The 15,134-nt window shown below is 45.7% G+C and carries 11 protein-coding genes; 5 read left to right on the forward strand and 6 right to left on the reverse strand.

The genetic code is table 11. From position 1 onward, the window contains the following. Nucleotides 1-100 precede the first annotated feature (100 nt). The 3 genes from C0Q44_RS21490 to C0Q44_RS21500 form a co-directional block, all read right to left on the reverse strand. Nucleotides 101-1,336 carry an MFS transporter gene (locus tag C0Q44_RS21490; protein WP_105409252.1) on the reverse strand — a complete coding sequence of 412 codons (1,236 nt, stop codon included), beginning with the start codon at nucleotides 1,334-1,336 and terminating at the stop codon, nucleotides 101-103. Between the two features lie 80 nt (nucleotides 1,337-1,416). After that, nucleotides 1,417-2,025 (reverse strand): TetR/AcrR family transcriptional regulator, encoded by a 609-nt coding sequence (locus C0Q44_RS21495; RefSeq protein ID WP_105409253.1) that lies wholly within the window; start codon nucleotides 2,023-2,025, stop codon nucleotides 1,417-1,419. Nucleotides 2,026-2,163: 138 nt separating this feature from the next. Then, nucleotides 2,164-2,964 carry a lipid II flippase Amj family protein gene (locus C0Q44_RS21500; RefSeq protein WP_105409254.1) on the reverse strand — a complete coding sequence of 267 codons (801 nt, stop codon included), beginning with the start codon at nucleotides 2,962-2,964 and terminating at the stop codon, nucleotides 2,164-2,166. 252 nt (nucleotides 2,965-3,216) lie between these two features. Between C0Q44_RS21500 and C0Q44_RS21505 the strand changes: the two genes are divergently transcribed. Further along, nucleotides 3,217-3,687 (forward strand): DUF2188 domain-containing protein, encoded by a 471-nt coding sequence (locus C0Q44_RS21505; RefSeq protein WP_105409255.1) that lies wholly within the window; start codon nucleotides 3,217-3,219, stop codon nucleotides 3,685-3,687. Between the two features lie 203 nt (nucleotides 3,688-3,890). Here C0Q44_RS21505 and C0Q44_RS21510 read toward each other — a convergent pair whose 3' ends face one another. Next, the gene (locus C0Q44_RS21510; protein WP_105409256.1) at nucleotides 3,891-4,625 is read right to left on the reverse strand and encodes a YitT family protein; all 735 of its coding nucleotides are present in this window, start codon (nucleotides 4,623-4,625) and stop codon (nucleotides 3,891-3,893) included. 813 nt (nucleotides 4,626-5,438) lie between these two features. On the opposite strand from C0Q44_RS21510, the gene C0Q44_RS21515 reads away from it, so the two are divergent. Continuing rightward, a complete protein-coding gene (locus tag C0Q44_RS21515; protein ID WP_105409257.1) occupies nucleotides 5,439-6,476 on the forward strand; it encodes a nucleotide-binding protein in 1,038 nt (345 codons plus the stop codon). Continuing rightward, nucleotides 6,473-6,706: a hypothetical protein gene (locus C0Q44_RS21520; RefSeq protein ID WP_105409258.1), complete on the forward strand. Its 234-nt coding sequence runs from the start codon at nucleotides 6,473-6,475 to the stop codon at nucleotides 6,704-6,706. Before C0Q44_RS21515 ends, C0Q44_RS21520 begins: the two co-directional genes overlap by 4 nt. Nucleotides 6,707-7,176: 470 nt before the next feature. Here the strand turns inward: C0Q44_RS21520 and C0Q44_RS21525 are convergent, their stop codons facing one another. Then, nucleotides 7,177-10,761 (reverse strand): S-layer homology domain-containing protein, encoded by a 3,585-nt coding sequence (locus C0Q44_RS21525; RefSeq protein WP_181151108.1) that lies wholly within the window; start codon nucleotides 10,759-10,761, stop codon nucleotides 7,177-7,179. 458 nt (nucleotides 10,762-11,219) lie between these two features. Here C0Q44_RS21525 and C0Q44_RS21530 point away from each other — a divergent pair, with 458 nt between their 5' ends. Continuing rightward, nucleotides 11,220-11,606 (forward strand): YhjD family protein, encoded by a 387-nt coding sequence (locus C0Q44_RS21530; protein WP_105409260.1) that lies wholly within the window; start codon nucleotides 11,220-11,222, stop codon nucleotides 11,604-11,606. A 213-nt stretch (nucleotides 11,607-11,819) separates the two neighbouring features. Next, a complete protein-coding gene (gene cysK, locus C0Q44_RS21535; RefSeq protein ID WP_105409332.1) occupies nucleotides 11,820-12,785 on the forward strand; it encodes a cysteine synthase A in 966 nt (321 codons plus the stop codon). A gap of 260 nt (nucleotides 12,786-13,045) precedes the next feature. Here the strand turns inward: cysK and C0Q44_RS21540 are convergent, their stop codons facing one another. Beyond that, nucleotides 13,046-15,010, reverse strand: a complete 1,965-nt coding sequence (locus C0Q44_RS21540) for an ATP-dependent DNA helicase (RefSeq protein ID WP_258166466.1) — start codon at nucleotides 15,008-15,010, stop codon at nucleotides 13,046-13,048. Between the last annotated feature and the right edge of the window lie 124 nt (nucleotides 15,011-15,134).

The following is a 15,134-nucleotide window of genomic DNA, read 5'->3' on the forward strand; positions in this document are numbered from 1 at the left end:
TAGTAAATTACAAAAAGAGCAGTGGGATGATCCCGCTGCTCTTTATTTTGTAGTTCCTTGTTTTTAATAGGTGAACTATTGTTGTACGAGAATGCATTGATTAAGTTTGGCTAGAAGCGATTTCCGAATTCAATGTGCTGGCAGGAGCCGTCTGATCATTACGAAATTGAATTTTCAGCCCTGGAACAATACCCAGGATCATCACGGTAACGGAAATGGCGTAGACGATAAAAATGGATGTGCTGTTCATCAGTACACCTGCCATGGAAGATCCGAGAAGCATCGTTCCTATGAATAAGGGTGTGATGGTACCATTAACTCTCCCGATCAAGTGCTCATCTATCCGTGTGACCAAGTACGTAGAGATGATGACGTTGATAAATGCCAAACTAATGGAACTCAAGAAGCTGATTATAAGGGTCAGCCAGAACCAACTGGATAAGACTTCACCCATCGTAGTTACAGCCAGACACAGCACACCTACGATCAGAGTTAAAGTCTGATTCAACTTGCCGCTTACAGCAGCCGCAATACCTCCTCCAATCAATAAACCTAATCCGGATGCGCCAGACAGGAACTGTAAAGACGTTACTTCAAGCCCCAGACGTTCGGTGATCAGAAATATTCCAAGTGGGCTGATGAGACCAGCAGAAAGGCCTATACAGATGAATACCAAACTAAGCATTCTTAATGAGTGAGATTGACCAACATATTGCCAACCCTCTTTGATATCCGCAAACAATGAGGTATTTATTTCCCGCTGCGTGGCGTCTTTAGGAAGAAATGTGAGTAGAACCGCAGAGATGAGGAACAAAATGAGTAATGCGTACATGGATGCCTGAATCCCCATTGCAGTGTATATAAACGTTCCGACGATAGGTCCGAGAATTAAAAACAACGATTGACCACTCTGGGTGATAGCAATTGCAGATTGCAAATGTTCTCCCTTTACATTTCGCTTCACAATCTTTAGAGAGGATGGCTGAGAAAACTGGCTAACGATGGAGGATACAAACGTGGCAACATATAGAATCTGCCAATAACCGGAAGATAAAACGCCAATAATCATGACAATGGACAACGCACTCAGGATATCCCCCAGGATCATCGTACGTTTGGGATTCCAACGATCAGCAAGCGCACCACCAATGATGGAGAAAACGAAAATCGGGGCATATTCCATTACGGTAATCAGCGAGACGGCTATTGGACTTCCCTGGGTTCGATCCATCACATAATAGAGGATCGCCATATTCCGGATCCATATCGCCAGATTTTGCAGCAGATCAGACCCTGTCACGATTAAAAAAGCTTTATTCCTGAACAATGTGTTCATTTTCCATCTCCTCTTTTAAACCGACTGTTCGGTTTATTATTATTTAAAAGAAAAACTGACGTTACATCAGCTTTTCATAGTTAACGTTGTTGAATGCCTGCCAGCAGACTGGCCATACCTTTGTGGTAAATACGGCGAATATCCGTCAGGTCTTTCTCGTAATAGAGTGTAGTCAATCCGCTAAACAGACCATAGATAATGTGCATTACATCCTGTGGGTCATCCGGTTTTAACTCCCCGTTCTTCATCCCTTTCGTAATGATGGACTCATATGTCGCATACGGAATTCGGATCAGGGAAAGCATCTCATCGAGCATCTCCTGGCTGACGACCTGACCTGAAACAAACTCGTTAATGGCATGATTCAGCGGATTCGCCAAATCATCCACGTAATGATCAGCAAGTCCGTACAGTTTATCTACAGCCGTCTCATACCCGGATTCTTTCTCCAGCCAAGCATCCATCCAGTCTTCATTATTCAGCTTGATTAGATACATAAATAGCTCTTCTTTACTTTTGAAATGATAATAGATACTGCCTTTACTCCGATTGTTAATCGTACATATATCTTCCATGGAAGTTGCACTATATCCCTTTTGGGCAAACAGTTCCTTGGTATTACGTGCAATGTCTTTCTTAATCTGAGTAACATCTTTTCTTCGTTTGACTTCGATTGGAAAAACCTCCATGAACTAAACCGACTATTCGGTCTAATAGTATCACAGCTAAAATTCCCCGTCAATTCAACAGGGCATAGGCACCCTCTTTTTTACTTCAATTAGAAGATGTACAAGAGAGTACCTTACTACAAATCAGGAAAAAAGTCGTCACATCATACTTACAATCCAACCGATCCAATACGCAAATGGAATTAATAACAACTGTGCCAACAGTGTACCGAATAAACGGGATACGAGCATACAGCCATAAATCTGATTCATGCGATCCAAACGGATCTCGCCACGTAATGATTTGTCACTGAGCAGGGAAATCCTTGGATCGATCAGGATGGTCAGCAATATGGTGGCGATCCCGTTAATTAGCCCAGTCGATTGAGATGCAGCAACAGCCTGCCCCGGATAAAGGTACGCTGCGTACAAACTGGATAAAACGCCCGTAGTGTATATTGCGGTCACCGCTACATTCAGCAACATTAACCGTCTGGGCATCCCATGTTGTACTAAACGTTTCGCCATCTTCCAAGATGGCGGAGTGATGTAATAGGCTGCATTTCTAATCTTGCTCCGCTTCAGCATACCGCGAACCATCGCAGGAATGGAACCGGCGGCTTCAAAATGCACGACCATTCTCGATGAGAGCTTAACCATGGTTGGGAAACACAATATGGCTAGCGCCGTTCCTATCGTTGCCGCACCCATTAACCAATGTAGCTGCGCTGCAAAGTGTGGATTGCTTCCGCGCGTTGCGGTATCCACCAGATTACCTACCATCGGCCCCTGAGCCATATTAGAGGTTCGAGAAACCAAGAGCAAGATACCTGCCAGTGAAATCGCCAGCGCGATTCTGCGGGTGCGTAATCCACCAAGGCGGAGCGCATACGATAGGCTGTCTGCCGCATGAATCAGCATGGTAAACAACATTGGAATAGCAAGGCTTAGACTAAACATTATGTATGTTCTCCTTTATCTTCCTGTTATTGAACTATTTATGTATGTCATCGGATTATACGCCTTATGTTCGGTAAAGTATAGAAAAAGGATGGTATGAGAAGAAGCGTTCACTCCATAATCACTACTAATCCGAGCATGTCCTTGTTGAGTCCACTTTAAATGGGATGAACCTATACGCCACTTTGTCGTTTATCCCTCTCCTCACAGGGTAATATACAACTAATCCATTATTGTACAGGAGGAATTCATATGCCTTGGAACAAACAGGATTATCCCGTATCCATGAAAAACCTGGAGCCGCGTGTCCGACATAAAGCGATTGAAATCGCGAATGCTCTGCTCAACGACGGGTACGAGGAGGGACGTGCAATCGCCATTGCGACGGCTAAAGCCGAAGAGTGGGATGAGAATCATCCTTCGCCGGAAGGTTCAAAACAAGAATCCGAATCTTCTTCCAAAAATTCCAACCGTAAACAGTCATCTTCTACGGAGCGTCGTCATTCCGAGCCAGTGTCATCATCCAAAAGTCACGATAACATCCATGTGGTACCTACGGACTCCGGTTGGGGCATTAAGGAAGAGGGTGAGTCCACCTACCTGTCTACATTTGATACCAAAGCAGAAGCTGTGGGTGCAGCCAAAGAACTCAGCAGCAAACAGCGAATTCGAGCCATTATTCATAATCAGGATGGTCAGATTGCCTCTTCAATCAAGCCCTGAATGAATCGGATGACATCGGAAAACGGCTGTATTCACAGTTCGCTGTCATTCCACAGTTCAGCGAATATAAAATCATTCCATGAGTAAAAACAATAAAATCCCTTTTGCTGCTGAAGAGCAGACAAAGGGGATTTTATTTGAACTTTAACGATCAAGACCTTGAATATGATTCATACAGGTTATGGTTGTTCTGAAACGTATGGTCAATGGGTTACCCCTCTAGCCACCGTAGTCCGTTGTGAAACAGCAGCAGCGTTAACTGCCTTGGCTGCAACCGATGGCATCGGCAATTTCACAGCTGAAGTCGTAACCACGGTTCCGCGAGCAGGAACACTAACGACGTACGTAATGACTTTGCTGGCGATCCATACGGCCAGAATCGTATATAAAGTTTCTTTTACCGGAAGAAAGAAAAGCGACAATCCCAATACAAAAGCATCGCTGACAAAGAAAACCGTTCCCAGCTTCCATCCCTTCCAGCGGCTAACCAGCACGGCGAGAATATCGTCTCCGCCTGTCGCTCCGCCGAATCGAAGCACGATCCCAGCGCCTACCCCTGTCAATACACCGGATAGAATTGCCGGAATCCACAGATTTCCGTTGAACGACAGTACCAGTGTGGAGTATCGTTCAAAACCGTCATAGAATAGGGAAAATGCACCGACGCCAAGCAATGCCTGAATCATGAATTTCCAGCCTTTGAGGAACCAGGCCAGGATCATGACCGGAATGTCGAGTAGCAACATACCGATGGCAGGTGATAAGCCTGTTGCGTATTTTCCGAGCAGGGCCAAACCGACAAATCCGCCCTCCGATAAATGATTCTGAAAGTTAATGTGATAATAAGCAAAAGCTAAAATAAATGTACCGAGTAGCATAATGGCGAACTTGATCGCCTCTGTTTTAACGTGTTGTAAGGTTAACGATGTTCTCTTCATTCAGGTTCCCTCGCAATTTGTAGGTTGGTTTTTTAGACCGACCATACCCTGCAAAAGGTAAGCCTGGAAGAAATCATCGTGTACGTCCTTCGAATATTCATTCCAATCCCCTCTTTCGCAGAGTCAGCCGTTTTTTTGAACCGGTTGGTGTACTCTACAAGGGGCGCTATGTGTATGAGAGATCGTAACGTTTCCAGATTGTCCTTGGGGAGATTGTCCTTCGGGAACTCATGGTATCCTGATCCTTTCTGTGTGTTTTAGTTAGCTGTGCTTAGTTAAACTGAAAATTAACAATAATGCAGACAGACGCTTGAGCATTTACCCTGTACACTCACCACTTCGATTGCTGTACCCTCTTTCAATCGCTGTGTACATTGTAAGTCCTCATATAGCAGTTGCACATTCATTCAATTTAAACACCATAGCTAACTTGCTTGTTCTTCTATTATATAACACCAACGTAACTGGGTCTAAACAGCAGACCCCTCAAAAACAGGCATAAAGCAGCCTCTGGACTGCTCCAGCAGTCGTGCTGGCACACCAGGATAAGCAATGCTTGCTAATGGTGCAACCTGCTCCTTTATTCTATGACTAAAGCTTCCAAAAATAACTGTCAGTCACCCAACTGTGACAAATCGGGGCCTTTTTTTATTTTCCTGCGCTTTTTAAAGGAATCATTTTCCTTTCGCACATACACTATAGCAAACATAATTGGCTTCATTTTTGTCCAGTTCAGACGTTTCCAGACTTACTCTGCTGTTTATGGTATAATATAACAATTGAATCCCACTACCGTTTAAGCGAGGCGGATTGATGAAAACGTTAAAGCCAAGAGTCTTTATTGGCTGCTCGCTGGAAGCGAAGCCGATTGCAGCCGCAGTACACGAAAACTTACGTTTTTCAGCCGAAGTTACCCCTTGGTACTCCGGAGTTTTTAATCCAAGCAGCTATACGATGGACGACCTGGAAGTAGAAGTCCGTACAACAGACTTTGCCATTTTTATTTTTCATCCGGATGATATATCCAAAATTCGCGGGAAGTACTATGCCTCTGTCCGTGATAATACAATGCTGGAAATGGGTCTATTTATGGGCCGTCTGGGACGAAAGCGTATTTTTTTCATTCTTCCTGAAGATATTACGGACATTAAGGATGCTGCCAAAGTCGAAGGATTGCGGATGCCCACCGATCTGCTGGGACTAAATCCGCTCGTGTATGAGATTCGTTCTGACGGAAAGTGGGCGCCAGCCGTCTCGGTGGCATGTTCCAAAATTGCAGACAGTATTGAGGAACAAGGACGCTGGAGTGATCCAGAATTGGAGAATATTATTGAGAAGCACAAACGTACTGAGGGAGAAGCAAGGTTACAACTGCTCAAGTTGCTACGGTTCTTTAGGGAATTGCTGCGTACCCGCAAAGCAGATGCCAAGATGCTGGATCGAATGAGCGATGCCTTGCGTACCGCCTTTGTCTCTCATCCTCCATTCGCTGTACGTGGCACAGCCATATACCGGACAGATGACAGTGGTTATATTGAGCAATTATGTGGTAATGTTGGAGAACCAGGGAGAAAATATGACCTGTCCGCTAACGACGATAAACAACCGGATGATCCCAAGCGCATCCTGGTGATCGATTCTTACCGGGAGAACAAGATCAAGATCAACCTGTATGATGATTACCTTGAGAAAGAGTATCTGCTATGCTATCCTGTAGGCAAGAGGTATGTAATCACCGTTCACATTATTGGACATATTGAAGCGGATGAGGCGGTATTTCAGCAGATTGACTTACAGAATCGTCAACTGTTCAACGCCATCAACGATTTGTTAGGAGGCGAACCGGAATGAAACCGGAAACTAAAAAAATAAGCAAGCGCTGGGGCAGCGAAAAAAAGGTACGCCTCAGTTCTTCGCCCGAATCATCACGACCGGTTCCGGAACCCAAGGAAGAAGATCGTTTCCACAAGCCGGCCGTACCGCTAACGACCATTGGGCCCTCCCTAAAGGGCAAAGAAAGACCTTATAAGGTCATCCTTGAAAAAGAGGCGTTCTACGAAAAGCCTCAATATCTCGCTTAATTTCTGCACCTATCATCAAACCTGCCGCTGAATCGGCAGTATTGCATAGGCCCCGCCGCCCAAGGCAGGGGCTTTTTTGTTGCTCATTTTCGTCAAAATAAAACTGCATTGAATAAGGCTCATTTGGTTTATGGCCTTAGGTTTCCTGCAAAACCCATAAATTATACCTAATTTTGGAGTGGGCTTGTCCTGATTGTTGCTTTCAGTAAATTAAAGAAGACGAAGAATGATCGTAATGGCTCACTTTTTCTTCACTACTGCTATTCCAAGCATACAATAAGAACATGTGTTCTGTAAATAGTAGAACATAGTTTTTTTCAAAATTATTTTTAGGAAACTATATTTATGACCTATAAGAAGTTCGATAGAGTTGAATTTTTTTCTACAAAATAAAACAGGCAACGCATACCTCGCGCTGCCTGTCTCATCAGTAATATCCAAATCATTCGTGCGTATGAACTGTCGCCCGTCTAGATCAGACCGGACTGTTGAAGCAATCTGCGTATAATCACAGCTGTTTCTGCTCGAGTAATCGATTGATTCGGAGCAATGGTATCTTTACCACGTCCGGACACCAGTCCGGTGGAGATGCTGGATGCTACTGCTTCTTTCGCCCAACTCGCTACCTGCTCAGCGTCTGCGTAATCAGACCATTGCTGAACGTTCCCGGCAGATACAGCTGCTTCCATTCCAGTCACTGCCATAGCTCGTGCAATGAGCGCCATCGCTTCCTGACGAGTAATCTGTGTCTGTGGACGGAATGTTCCATCTTCATATCCATCGATTAGACCATAGCTGGACGCTGTGTTCACAGCACTCGCGTACCACTCGCTTCCGCTCACGTCATTGAAGGAGTTAACCTGTTCTCCAAGTTTTAATCCTAATCCACGTACCAGTATGGCAGCGAACTCTGCGCGTGTAACTCCACGGTTCGGTTCAAAGGTAGTGTCCGTGATGCCCTCGATAACCATACGTGAACCCATATCATTCACTTCTGTCTCGGCCCAGTGTTGGGCAACATCGGTGAACGTATGCGGGTGCCAGATAACGGCATACACACTGTTGGTCAAGCTGTTAATCTGTGCCTGATATACCCCATTGACCTGTGTAATTTTTGTAGGTACATGTCGTACAATTCCTTCTGCATCCACGACAACACCTGTGGTGATCTGGTTAGGATCAACGTTAGCTGGTAATGCAATTGTACGTGATACATAGCTATTGAACTTATCCACGCTCACGGATTTGCCATTGAAGGTGGCTGTTACTTTAAAATCAACTGGTGCTCCCAGAAGAGTATATCCATTTTGCTGAGCTGCTGACTGTGCTGTCTGTATCACTGCTTCTGTCGGCTGTGAAATTTCAATTTGCAGTTTGATGTTCTCCAAGGAATTGTCAGAATTCATACCCAGTTGCTGCGCGAGCTGCTCAATATTAACCTGTTGTGCAGGCAACGTGTAAGAGGCAATATCCGTTTGAAGCACTAGTACGGCTTGTTTATCAGCCATGAGTTTGACGGTCTGCCCCGTCAGTTCACCTACGATCTGATCTCCTGGGCTGTTGCCTTTCACGGGAATCGTGACAATGGCGTTGTTCCCCTCGGTTTGAAGTTTCTGTGCAATGAGAGCTGCGTCTACTGTAAGCGTTACAACTTTTCGCCCGTTCACTTCAGTAGTAGTTAAGCTTCCAGCGTTCTCAGCTTTACCGTTCACGAGTACCTGAGCACCTGTAGTTGGCGGAGTTAAGACGGGAGTAGTCACTGGTGTAACTGCACTACTTCCACCAGAACTGGAACCCCCAGAGTTGCCAGATCCTCCACCGGAGTTTCCATTGCCACCCGATCCGCCTGAACTATCACTATTGCGCTTGATGTTGAGCGTATATGTTTTTTTGCTTACTCCATCCAATGCAGTCACTTCAATCGTAATTGTATTCATACCACTGACTAACTGCACGACTGTACTATTACCATTCACACCATTAATTTTCACTGTGGTTCCAGTTTGATCCGGTTTAACGCTAATTTCAGTCGTGCTAACGGAGCTACTGACCGTTGCTTCATAGATCTCTACATCTGGATTGAATGTCGGAGATAATGTGATCGAAGGTAGAGCTATTTCACTCAACTTGGCATTGGTGATGTCAATTCGATTGATATTAAGTTTATAGTCGTTACTAGTGCCGTCTTCCGCCTGAACATTAATGTTTACCAGGTTTGAGCCGTATACTAGATCCGTAACTGTGTAAGTGTATATACCATCCGTCACGGTTTCACCTGTAGCACCTGTTACGTGTACAACTTGTCCTTCATTTGCTTTACCTAGAGAGAAGTCTACACTTGTCACGTCAGATTCAACATCAACGCGATAATCAAGCTCATCTACAGAGAAATCCGGTGTCAGCTGTCCTGAACTTACCGTAAGTGTGGAGAGTGTTGCTGTCGATGACTTCCATTTCGCATAAAGCGTAATATTCTGCGTCAGACTCGTATTGAAGTCAAAAGCTTGCAGCAGTTGGCTATCCTGATACCAGCCCGAGAATGTGTAACCTGCTTTCTCCGGAGCGTCAGGATTCACTGCCGAGCTATTGTAGTTCACCTTTTGATTGTCAATCTCGGTTCCGCCATTCGATTCAAAACTAATATTTACATACAGTGGTTGCCACTGTGCATAGAGCGTAACATCACTATCGTTCATGGAGAATGTATCTGCTGCGCTGTAGCTGGTTCCGCTGCCATCTGCTGCTGTATTCCATCCCGTGAACTGATGATCTTCCCATTCCAGTTCTCCAGTGTTGTCTAGCACAGTTACTGTTGTATCTTTTTGATACTTGTTGTTGTCGATGGGAACAATTCCTGTGTTCCCGCCATTGGCGTTGTAAGTCACTGAATGTTCTGTAGAGAGTGTCATGACAGTCAGCTTGTAATTTTTATTTCCGTCCGCATAAGCAACGTAGGGATTTCCGTTTGGACCAAAAGCAAGCGAAGTGTCGTTTATTTGACCTGCAGAGAACGGTTTACCACCAACCACAGTCCATTGACTTCCGTCAAGCTTCATCATTACACCCTGCGGTTCCATACTAAAATTAACAAGATTTTTAAAAGCTGTATACGGAATACCTTGAGGGTCAAAAGCAAGTGACATACTATTTAGCCTTCCTGATGAGAATCCCTCATTCCCTACCACTTTCCACTGGCTGCCATTCAATTTCATTACGGTTGCTTTAAAAACTTTCGAACCATCTTCAAAAGCAACATAAGGCACATTATTCGGACCAAATGCAAGTGAAAGATAAGATGCCGAGTCTGCTGTAAATGCTGCATTCCCTACATTTTTCCATGAACCATCTGCAAACTTCATTACAGTTGCTTTTCTACTCGTTGAATCTGTATATGCGAGATGAAGAATTCCCGCATTATCAAACACTATTGGAGATAATCCAGAAGCATTATTTGTTGTAAATCCGACTGGGCCAACATTTTCCCACTGATTTCCATTCAATCTTTTCACTGTAATCTTATTACTCACAGATTGATCACGGTACCCGACATAAGGAATATTATCAGGACTAAGTGCAATTGATACATAAACCGCTGCCGCAGCTGAAAAACCAGCACTACCTACAATCTCCCATTGTTCTCCGTTAAATTTCATAACTGTTGCCTTACTTCCATTATCACCATCCTGATAAGCCACGTATGGAGTATTATGGGAATCAAATGCGAGCGATGATCTGTTATGTATCACGCCAGTAGAGAAACCGGCAGGCCCCACGGATTGCCATGCTCCAGAAACGTATTTTAGAACCGTTGCTTTTCCGCCATTGTTTCCATCCTTAAATACGGTGTACGGTGTACCTTCCCGATCAAAAACCAACGTAATATTCTCCGTCTGCCCTGATGTAAATCCGGCTCCGCCCACGTCTACCCATGTTCCACTTGCCGCATAAGCACGATCTACGCCCAACGTCTGAAATCCTGGAAATCCTCCAAAAGTTAAAGCAGTCACGATTAGCATCGTTATCACTTTTCTTAATCGCAGTAATCGTTTATTCATCACCATCATCCTTCCGTTCGTCCTATTTAAATGCGATACTCTGTTTCATCCAGCTCGATCCCCGTCTCAACCTGCACATCTACTTGAGAGCTACTCCACTACGTTGGTCGTATTTTCATCCAACGCACACTTGTTGAATATGTATTTTTAAATATTAGTACTCCTTTCGATGTGTTTTGAAATTTTACAGATATTATAACGATTTACTATAAACAAACTCTAAACAACTTCTAAACATGGTGAGTAAATTCTCCTTTCATGTTCTGTACTTCTACAATATGGAATTGCGTATATCCCTTATCCCATAAGGGTTTCAAGTGATTTAAACTGCTTTAAGAAAGAATGTAAATATTTTCAGGTTGAAACCTGCATGACTCAGGATTATGCTGACTATAATATAAACAGGAACATTTGTTCCTTAATTAGAACGATATATTTATGGCTAAGGAAGTGAACATATGGCCTCCTCTTCCACTTCAGCTCCAACTCCTGTGGATGAAGATCATCGTCTGATCAAAGGTATGGTTGTGCGTACGCTTTTGCTGGATGTACTGGAACGGGATATTCGAACTCTGGATACGCTGCTTCTGAAAATGCCCGAGGTCTATATTCTGTCGCTCACTTGCATTCAGAATGAAGTAATTAAGGAGATGCTGGGACTGCGCAAACAGATGAGAACCCGTGGAGTAAAAGTTCTGGAGGAAACGCGGGGAAAGGATGGCATTGAAACCGTTTATTTGTGCAGGGGATACATGCAACAGTTCTATATGCTTTGGACATTTGCACGCAATGAGGTCAAAAAAGAGCTGAGTCGCCATCTGCAGATGGATCTGACGCAAACGTGATGAACATGATTTAGCTTGCGTCCTGATCCTGCCGCGAAAAACCGTTCAGACTTTCTCCGTACAAAAGGGTTGAACGGGTTGACCATGGCATGCTGTGTTCATTAAGATGGAGAAGACATATCCAACCATTCCAATCCGGGAAAAGGATATGTTCTCAATGTCTTATCAATCAAGGAGCTGTACTTTATGGAACCCAATTCGAATTCTTTATCGATGTCACAAAATAATACAAAGCAACATCCTCTCGTAGCAGCGAATGTTACCGAACTGATCGGCCAGACACCTGCCGTCCGACTGAACAGACTTACAGACAGCGAATCCGCTGACGTATACGTAAAACTGGAATACTTCAACCCAAGTGGCAGCGTCAAAGACCGTGCCGCCTACAACCTGATCGTTCAGGCTGAACGGGCAGGACTGTTGCTTCCCGGGGCAACTATTATCGAACCGACCAGTGGCAATACGGGCATCGGTCTGGCCATGAACGCCGCTGCCAAAGGATATAAAGCCATTATGATCATGCCGGACAACATGTCCAAGGAACGCATCAATATCCTGAAAGCTTATGGTGCAGATGTCGTGCTCACCCCTGCTGCGGAGCGGATGCCAGGTGCGATCCGCAAAGCGAAAGAGCTTCAGGCAGACATTCCGGGCAGCTTCATTCCGCAGCAGTTCGAGAATCAGGCGAACCCGGATATTCACCGGATCACGACGGCTCCTGAGATTATGCAGCAGATGGATGGCAAACTGGATGCTTTTATCGCCACGGCGGGAACCGGCGGCACCATTACCGGAACGGGAGAAGAACTGCGCAAGCAGTTGCCTGATATCCGTATATATGCGGTGGAGCCGAAAGGTTCTCCGGTGTTGTCCGGTGGCGAGCCCGGACCACACAAGCTCGTCGGTACAAGTCCGGGGTTCATTCCGGACATTCTGAATACCGACGTATGGGATGCCATTATCCAAGTGTCCGATGAGGACGCACTGGATACGATGCGGCAGCTTGCTGCCCGGGAAGGGCTGTTGCTCGGCCCTTCCTCTGGCGCTTCGGTGTGGGCCGCCCTTCGCATCGCGAAGGAACTGGGGCCGGGACACCGGGTGCTCTGCATTGCGCCGGATACCGGGGAACGGTATCTGAGAGCATGGATATTTTTTAACAAAGAGGCACCAGGAATTTAACAAAACGAAACGAGTAAGAGAAACAGGGCATACCAACGTCAGAAAACAAACGTCAGAAAAGAAGCATTACTAGGATCGAAAACCCATCTCTCGGACTCGACACCAGACCAACAAAGCCTGAACAACGCAAAATAAGCCCTTGCTCCCCAACAGATGTTGAATCCGCAGAGAACAAAGACTTATTAAGGACAAATATATTATTTTGAGAGAAGTGTGAAAACTCAAGAAGTATATCCTTTGTAACATGTAACATAAACGAACTAGTGTGTCAGGGTTGTCCATTCCACACCTTCGGGAAGCAGAGCCGCAATGCGGTCTTTGGCTTCCTTTTTGGTATACAGCGATTCATCCAGAATGACCGCAGAACCGGAATCCGTGCTTGTCCGAATCAGACGTCCGAGACCTTGCTTCACTCGCAGGAGCATATACGGAAGATCGATCTCTTCGTAAGGTGCTGCCGACGCACTGCGTTTTGCATTGAAGACAGGGTCCTGTGGTGGATATGGAAGTGACCAGATCATGACATTGGATAATGACGGTCCGGGAACATCTAGTCCTTCCCACAGATTGACGGAGCACAACACACTTTCCTCATCCTCTTGGAACGCGGCGATCAGGTCACTGATCTCCCGGTCGCCCTCATACATAAAGCGCAAACCTTCTGCTTCAGGAACCTGAACGATATCCTGCTTGAACGCGATCAATTCTTCCATCGTACGGAACAGGATGAGCGCACGTCCCCCACTCTCCTGAAGCATAGACACCGCGTCACGCAACCGATTTTCGTTCTCCGGGTGACCTGGTATGGCTTCATCTGTAATTCTCATCTTCATTTTGTCCGCATAATCATAGGGGGAAGCCACCGAGAACGATACAAAATCGTCAATGCCCAGGCTATCCGCCACATAACGGAATGAGCTATCTACAGATAACGTTGCGGAGGAGAATACAATTGGAATACCGGTATTGAACACACGCTCGTTTAGCATTTCCTTCACGGTACGCGGCATGATCGATAAGGTTGTTTCTTCTTCGCTCTCTTCCGCCCAACAGATGTAACCATCTTCCTTACGGAACAGCGCGAGTGCAGTCTGGATCATGTCCAAGTGCTCTTCCACAACACGCATCTGATAACCATCCAGCGAGAATAATCCACTCTCAAATACCAATTCTTCGCCGATCGCATCCAATACGTTGGTCAGCCGTTCAATCTCACGTAACAGTGGTTCCTCTATGCGAACTTCCTTCCGTTCCGATCCCGGAATCGCCACCGTATACGTATCCAGCAGTGCAAACAGTCGCTCACTGCTCTCAATCGCTTCATCTACACACTCCGCAAGAGATTCACGAATCTCACCTTCTAACAGGCGGGTTACGAGTTCCTCGAAGATGCGGTGTTTCAGTTTGTAGCTCAGTGCGTTCAAGGCTGCTTCTTCCAGCAAATGTCCTTCATCAAATACAACCGAGCTGTGGTCTGGCAACAGGGGCAGTTGTCCCTCGCGTTTGCGCGCATCGTAGGTCCAGACATGCTCCATGTAGTAATCATGGGAACAGATAATGATGTCTTTGGAACGACGGTAATGGTCACGCGACAGCGTCAGGCCGCAGCGTTGTCTTTTGGGACAAACAAAACAATCCTGGAACGGGTCCCAGTTGATTTTGTTCCACTGACGATCGTTCAGATGCGGATACTGTTTGCGGTCACCATATGGATGGAAAGCTTGAAGCGTTCCCGGCGTATTCACGAAGTCTGGCAGACTCTCATGCACTTCTTCAATAACAGGCGCATCCTCATCCGCAAATCGCATCGCACTTAGTTTGTTCAGACAGACGTATTGGTCCGGTGATTTACCCAAACGTGCGTCCACTTCCAGATCCAGATGTGCAGCCAGCTTCGCAATATCTCCGCCGGGCTTCACAAGCTGTTCAATCAAGGACTCATCGGCACAGGCGATCACCGCCGGTTTGCCCGTATATCGTGCATAACAGACCGCGTAGAGCAGATAGACTAACGTCTTGCCTGTTCCGACACCAGCCTCCGCCATAATGGTCTTTTTATCTCCATAGGCCCGTTCGAGCTGGTACGCCATAAAAATCTGTTCATCCCGTACCTCAAAGCCGGACTCTGGCAAAATATCGTAAAAAACATCGGCTACCCATTCCCCAAGACGGGATACAAAAGGTTCAGCCGGATCATATGCAAAAGGATAACGTTGTGTAGACAATCCTAGGTCAGCCTCCATTCTTAGACAAAGCGGTCCGATTTCAATTTTCCGTTCCAAAAAGGCCGCTGGGCAAAAGTTAATTATCGCACGCGGTGAGGCGGGTGACAAGCTTTTTTTGCGAGGA

The organism is Paenibacillus sp. PCH8, assembly GCF_002968835.1.
In the GTDB taxonomy this organism is placed as follows: domain Bacteria; phylum Bacillota; class Bacilli; order Paenibacillales; family Paenibacillaceae; genus Paenibacillus.

What these genes read in the sequence shown, in the direction of transcription:
- C0Q44_RS21490 (WP_105409252.1), bottom strand. Translation starts at nt 1,336, where the DNA reads ATGAACACATTGTTCAGGAATAAAGCTTTTTTAATCGTGACAGGGTCT.
- C0Q44_RS21495 (WP_105409253.1), bottom strand. Translation starts at nt 2,025, where the DNA reads ATGGAGGTTTTTCCAATCGAAGTCAAACGAAGAAAAGATGTTACTCAG.
- C0Q44_RS21500 (WP_105409254.1), bottom strand. Translation starts at nt 2,964, where the DNA reads ATGTTTAGTCTAAGCCTTGCTATTCCAATGTTGTTTACCATGCTGATT.
- C0Q44_RS21505 (WP_105409255.1), top strand. Translation starts at nt 3,217, where the DNA reads ATGCCTTGGAACAAACAGGATTATCCCGTATCCATGAAAAACCTGGAG.
- C0Q44_RS21510 (WP_105409256.1), bottom strand. Translation starts at nt 4,625, where the DNA reads ATGAAGAGAACATCGTTAACCTTACAACACGTTAAAACAGAGGCGATC.
- C0Q44_RS21515 (WP_105409257.1), top strand. Translation starts at nt 5,439, where the DNA reads ATGAAAACGTTAAAGCCAAGAGTCTTTATTGGCTGCTCGCTGGAAGCG.
- C0Q44_RS21520 (WP_105409258.1), top strand. Translation starts at nt 6,473, where the DNA reads ATGAAACCGGAAACTAAAAAAATAAGCAAGCGCTGGGGCAGCGAAAAA.
- C0Q44_RS21525 (WP_181151108.1), bottom strand. Translation starts at nt 10,761, where the DNA reads ATGAATAAACGATTACTGCGATTAAGAAAAGTGATAACGATGCTAATC.
- C0Q44_RS21530 (WP_105409260.1), top strand. Translation starts at nt 11,220, where the DNA reads ATGGCCTCCTCTTCCACTTCAGCTCCAACTCCTGTGGATGAAGATCAT.
- cysK (WP_105409332.1), top strand. Translation starts at nt 11,820, where the DNA reads ATGTCACAAAATAATACAAAGCAACATCCTCTCGTAGCAGCGAATGTT.